This window comes from Pseudomonas sp. SG-MS2 (assembly GCF_009933855.1).
In the GTDB taxonomy this organism is placed as follows: Bacteria; Pseudomonadota; Gammaproteobacteria; order Pseudomonadales; family Pseudomonadaceae; genus Aquipseudomonas; species Aquipseudomonas putida_E.
In genome coordinates, this window is record NZ_MOMO01000126.1 from 56426 (window position 1) to 62560 (window position 6135).

A 6135-nucleotide genomic window follows, 5' to 3' on the forward strand; every position below is an offset into this window, starting at 1 on the left:
TGCGGTCATTCGTTGAGTAAGCTTCCGACCTGCCGGTTGTAACGTGCAACCGCGCTACGCATTAACGAATCAAAATTTCGTTTCGCGATCTCGCGCACGGTCGCGCGACTGCCATAGACTGTAACTGGAAAGTCGTAAAAGATGTCCAGGAAGGCGTCTACCACATCCTCGTGCTTCTGGGTGTCTGATGTTTTGTTGGCGTTGAACTTCGATGTCTTTGTTAGGCCGGACGCCAGCAGTCCAGGAAAAATCATGCGAGGCGATACTACCGGATACTTCGCTACGTGGAACCACGTTATGATCCGCCGAGAGGGCAACAAAACAAGCATTCCGACCTTCGCTTGCTCGCCAAAAAACTCGCCCTCCTCAGTCATAGCCACAGCCAGTGAGAATGTGACTTGAATAACAAGATTCATTTGCAACTCCACCTCCGATCGTTTGCTATCCACGCCCGCTACCGAATCCAGCGATGAAGTCCCTAAGATAAGGGCTCTCAGTATCTTGAGAGAGTTCCAATAATTGACTTAGGAGCTGCAGTCCCCGTTCAGGAGTAAATATATTTGCTGACCTGCCCAGTCCGTACATATTGTCGAAGTAGTGGTGGCGATGATCATAAGACTCCAAATACCGCTCCGCTGCAGGTCTATCTGCTTGTTCGACATAATTAAAAAGCAGGCCTGTGAGGAGCACAGCAACCCGTCGACGAATCGCCTGACTGATTAAAGGCCCGAGGTTGAGGTTATACCTGAACAGTTGAGAATCAGTGCTGACCGGCTGCTTGGGGAACAGGGAAGTTATTAATCCGTGCCTTGGATAGAGCAACACTCGGATAATCAATTGTATCAGTCGCCACTGACGATCATCTTCCCTCTTCTGGCATTGCATCTCAAATTTTGACATCAGAGACTGTACTTTCAGCAATGCCGATAGTACACCAGTCTCCATACTTGATGACTCCTTTGAAACAATATTGGAATTGGAATGGTAGTGACCGAATAGCTTTAAAGCCATGTTGAGTTTGTAATTATATATCCCAGGAGTATCGAGTATGGGAACCAAGTGCCGAGGGCAAACTGTGTGAAAGACGGAACACCACTCCGTTAGCATCGTTGGCAGCCGAAAATGCCTAATGTGCTCACAGAAGCACTGGTAGCAGAACGCCCCTCGATAGTATCGGGGTATCAACCACGAGCTTGTTGTATCGAAACCCTTGAAGTCGGACTGTGACATCCCCATGAGCTCAAGGCAAGTTCGTGTGAACTCGCTCTCTCGATCAAAATCCGGATCGAAGTCTCCCTGCTGCATACAGCGATGATAAACATCTGTTACCTCCCTCAGTGAGAGTTTTCCAATCCTTGGAATGGCCCCCTGCCGATGCAACCAAGACGAAAAAAGCTCGTTTGGTAGCGGTTCATTAGGGTTAATCATCTTTAGACTGCTCGACGAACCATTGCGCCCTTAAAAGCGGATGGCATAAATTCAAAATTGTAGATGCGAGATTACCCTCTGTCCTCGCATAGAGGTCGGACAGCACTGAGGTCGTAACAGCACGCAATCCGATAGTCTGAACGAAACCCTCGAAATAGTCCATGTATTGCTGTTTGGATTCAAAGCTTTGCAGAATGCTCTCACTACGATTTTGACTACCTGTAATTTCGCGCTGATGAACAACACATTCGGCCTTTCCCCTCAACGGGCTTTGCGACATCAAGAAGCTAATACCAGGCAGTCCCGTGGCCATTTTATTCAAATGACTAACAGCTGTTTTTTTCATCGACACAGTGAGAGCAAAGTCGTCAAGATCACCAATCGCAATCACCGATATAGACTGAACGCTAACCAGTTCTTTCACATACGACGGGATCGGAGCACCATGATATATTCCTTCTGCACCCAACCCAAGCTCATAGTAGAAGGTCTCCAGCAAATTCATGCCGGTGAGTGCGGGGCGCGCCGCCAAATTTAGAATGCATTTACCTTGGGACGTCAAAATATTCTCCATCAATGTAGAAAGCCCTGCTCCTGGGTAAGCATTGATAATAGTAATCACTGGGTCAGCAGAGACTAAACTATTTATGGTGCTATCATATATCGCCTGCTGGCATGGTGTCATTTTATGTGTTTGCATGGGCATGGGCATCTTCACGTTTAGTCTTAGGAACGTGTAGGTTGAAACCAAACCTCATTGCGATTTCACGAAGGCGAGGGAATTGCCCTGCACTAATACGCTCAGCGCCTGATTCGATTGCATCCATTGCCAAGCACTTCATAATTTTAACGACATTATCCATGATGCCGTATGACTCAGACAGGATCAGCGCATTGATCTCCGCACAGGTAATATTGGATCTTATTTTTAAGGGCAGATGCGCTTCATAGGTCGCTAGAAAATTCACAAAATCCTGCCCCATTTCCCAATCACTCACATAGTATTGTACAAAGCGCCTATCTATGATTCGATCAAGCGTGAGAATACTGCATGCCTCAGTATTCCCGAACGCGATTACACACAGCTTCAAAGTACCGGCAAGATTACGCATCAAGGAAAGGAGCGTCCGCTTTTGTGCGTAAGGCTGGAGCAGCGCATCATTCAACTCATCAATAACGATTGCGCATATTCCATTATTAGCGATATATTTGAAAATAAGTTCCTCTTTGTCGGCAATGCTTCGGCGACCCATGTCAATTCCGAAGGCCTGGCAAAGCCGATCATGTAGCTTAAAGCGACTTGTATTCTCAGTTAATTCGATAAAAACCATTTTTTTATCGGAATTGGAACTGAGATATTTCAGGTGATGCCAAGCGGCTGATTTGCCATCACCCCCATTCCCGTAAATAAAAATGCAAGACGCCTGAATTTGGTGTGCTGTGTAAAGCATGTGACCTAAACACTCAAATACTGGCGCAAACTTCGGATTATCGATCCAAAAATCATGTCTGCAAATCTTAATTCGCTCCTCCACAGGTAAATCAAGCTTGTGGCGATGCGCCTCCAGAACGTGCGAATAGTCAAAAGTAGGATGAGAACTCATAGTTTGAACCTATCTACAATGATTTTTGGCTCGAAGGTATTTGCGCCAGCTTTGCTGTTAGTAATGATACGAGGCGTACCAATTACAGGCTGAGGCGCTGGGGGGTTTGGCAGCCGCTCTCCTTGGGCGGTGACGTCTTTAGCACCGGCGTCATCAGGCTGTGGCAGAGCCTGTTTAGGCTTAGCTTTTACCTGCTGCGCCAGGAGCCGCTGGCGCTCTTGGGCTTCGAGTGCATATTCATCGTCGAGCATTCCACTTGGGGCGTTGTGGCCAACAAGTCGAGCGCGAGACAGCCCACGGTGATTGCTGTAGGACTCCCAGTTGTTAGAGAGCCTGTCGCGTGTAAAACTACACGGCACATGCAAAAACTGCCCATCAACTAATACCCATATCGACCCCAGATCATATGGCTGGTACCGAATTTCAACATCTCGACGTCCAATGTACGGCTCAAGCTCGTACCGACCATACCTTCTCCCTGCAAAATTAATCCCATAGGGATGGATTACGTGGTCATAAGAGGGTGAAAGAAAATCAATGAAGAAACGATCTTGATCCTCAGGACGGATGACTCTATTTCGATCCAGTAGCCCCATAGCGTCATAGTGATCCCACGCTTGACGTGGCGTGCACCCGAGCTCTCGATGAACAGTTCCGTTATATAGTATTGCCTCTTCCAGTAAAAATTTTGCGCACTCGATTACATTATATTTTGCATCGTGCTCCGGAGTTAGCCCCTGCCGCTGAATCACATTACTGCCAGTGGTGCCCGGGAGAAAATGAACCGAGGTCATGAAGGTACCAATCACTCTCTCTATCAGTCCTCCATACCACTTCTTGTCGACAGGGCGATGATCCCAGTCGATACCCCAGCGCTTGCATGTTGCAATGAAACGAGGACTTGTGAACTCTGCAGCATTATCTGTGTAAATCTGAAAGGGAATGCCGTGAAAAGGGTAAGTATTACCGCCAGGGGCGTATAACTCCAAAGACTTAGCCTTTTCAAGAATGGCGAAGCTCAAGGCGTTTGCAACTGTTCTCAACCCGGGCGCTTGCAGGCTTAAATACAGTCCGAGTACAACCCTTGTCAAGGAGCACATTAGAATTGTCAACCAGGGCCGCCCAATTATTACGCTCGGATCAAACTCATCTACAAGCAAAATATCTACAGAGGTGTGATCCATTTGCACTTGTTGAAGCACCCGCTCCATAACCTTTTTTCCAGGCTTAACAAGATACTTATTATCACCTTTTTCCTTGCCGTATTTACGATAGTACTTCTCTTTCTCAGGTTTAGCCGTCACAAATTTTCTGGCTTGATACTTACTAGGAGGACGCTGATTGTCAGGACATAGACCTTGCGATTCCTTCCAAACCTTTGCCGAGGATGCGCTCGGCCCTCTATAGTACTCTTGATACGCCGTTTCCAAGGCGGCGCGCTGCACTTCCGTGAGGGTTTCGCGTCCAGGTTTCGTTCCTCGCTTTTTCCTTGTCAGCTCAAGATAGCTTTCGGACGCTAGGAATTTATTGTATAGCTTGTAAAACTGGCTCTTTTTTAATTCTAGAAGTTCCATCGCTTTAGGCTGATCAATCATTTTTTGTTTTAGCTGCTGAAAAATGGCTTCCCGCTTCAGAGCAAGCCGTAGCTCAGCGTCACTTACATCCAATGATTGATATGGCACTGCCTCACGCATCACAGTTGGATTGGCGGGCTTCCAAGGCCTTGGAACTCTTAAAGGAGGAACCTTAGCCCTAACCGGTCGTGTTGCGTGAATTGTGATTGAGGTGCCAGAGTCCTTCGCCATTAACATTCACCACACTAAAGATATGAAGATCGAGCAGCAAGTAAGTGCGAGCACACCTTACTAATCCATAGCTGCCTTATAGCCGAAGTTGAATCAACTTTCTTTTCTATTCAACTGCCAAAGCTCTAAGTAACCACTGGAGCGAATTACTTGCTTCGAGCAGGAAGCCTAGTGACTTCGCATTGGCTATACGCTAGCTCACCACGACGACCGCATCAACTAAATTTTAACGCCATTATCAGCCAGAAAGTTGACACCTCGAATATTTAATATATTGATTAAACCCAAGAAAGCATCACCTGCATTTCGCTGGAAATATAAATGATAAAAATCAATAAGTTACGCTATGGCTTATTATTTATGCATAAATTGAAAAACCATCATTAATTGATTAATTCGGTCTTTCAAGTGAGTTCAACTGACCAAGGATTTCCTTAGGATTCGGAGTCCTTGGCATGCAAAAATTGACTCTTCGGGTGCCTCGATGTGCAGAACCCGAGCTCGTGTCAAGCTTAGTTACATGATTCTCAACGGATGAGCGGAGTGAAGCGATTGAATCTTATGGATCCCTTTAAAGGGCCTCTTATTAAATGTTCCGTTGCATTCCTCTTTCCCGCTAGAAGAGATTTGTGACGACAAAAAGCAAGACTCTCTCTCTCTCAACTAATGAAGGGCCATGTTTCGACGAATCAATTGATAACAGATCTACCTCCTGAGGCAAATCTTCTCAGCAGCTTTAGACCGTGAAGATAATTGCGACTCTCCTCAAGCAAGCCATCTTCATCCGTCTATCTATAGCTAAGGCTTGGGATGCGTATTTGTTGTCAGCCAGGCAGACGACCTCAATACGTGCTGAAGCCCGGCTACAGCTGCGACGAAAGGATCGTGGAGGTGTGAGCGAAACCAGTTGATGGCTTGGTTCATTGTGGGCCTTGCAGGCTTTTGGGACGGCCATTGACCGGAAAAAAGACGCGTTGCAGTACTTGAGCGGAAAAAAGAATTCATTTCTCCGGTCTATGGCTTCGCCCCTAGAGAAATCTCAGCCAGATCAGAGGGATATGATTTTCCGATTAACTGATAAAGCTCACAACTAACCTCCGTTGAGATTTTCACAAAACCCCGTTCCTGAAAAATCAAGCACTTACCCGTCCCTACTTGTTCCACCTTCCTGCCTCCGTTCTCACAAACCGCCGTTCAACCTATCCAATATGGCTTGCCTTGGATAACAGAGTAATCGATCGTGTCCCAGGAAGTGGTGTAACTCATCATGGCTCTTGCCATTGAGTTCGCCGTTTAGT

Annotated in this window: 5 protein-coding genes; all 5 read right to left on the minus strand. The window is 46.7% G+C overall.

Annotated features, from left to right (window positions below):
• Positions 1-5: 5 nt before the first annotated feature.
• Complete coding sequence (locus tag BLX42_RS10875) at positions 6-416, minus strand: hypothetical protein (RefSeq protein ID WP_105642557.1); 411 nt, start codon at positions 414-416, stop codon at positions 6-8.
• Between the two features lie 25 nt (positions 417-441).
• The gene (locus BLX42_RS10880) at positions 442-945 is read right to left on the minus strand and encodes a hypothetical protein (protein ID WP_105642558.1); all 504 of its coding nucleotides are present in this window, start codon (positions 943-945) and stop codon (positions 442-444) included.
• 475 nt (positions 946-1420) lie between these two features.
• Positions 1421-2128: a hypothetical protein gene (locus BLX42_RS10885; protein ID WP_146117346.1), complete on the minus strand. Its 708-nt coding sequence runs from the start codon at positions 2126-2128 to the stop codon at positions 1421-1423.
• Positions 2115-3032: a TniB family NTP-binding protein gene (locus BLX42_RS10890; protein WP_105642560.1), complete on the minus strand. Its 918-nt coding sequence runs from the start codon at positions 3030-3032 to the stop codon at positions 2115-2117. The genes BLX42_RS10885 and BLX42_RS10890 overlap by 14 nt, the downstream gene beginning before the upstream one ends.
• Positions 3029-4726, minus strand: coding sequence for a Mu transposase C-terminal domain-containing protein (locus BLX42_RS10895; RefSeq protein WP_158259246.1), 1698 nt, complete (start codon positions 4724-4726; stop codon positions 3029-3031). Before BLX42_RS10895 ends, BLX42_RS10890 begins: the two co-directional genes overlap by 4 nt.
• Between the last annotated feature and the right edge of the window lie 1409 nt (positions 4727-6135).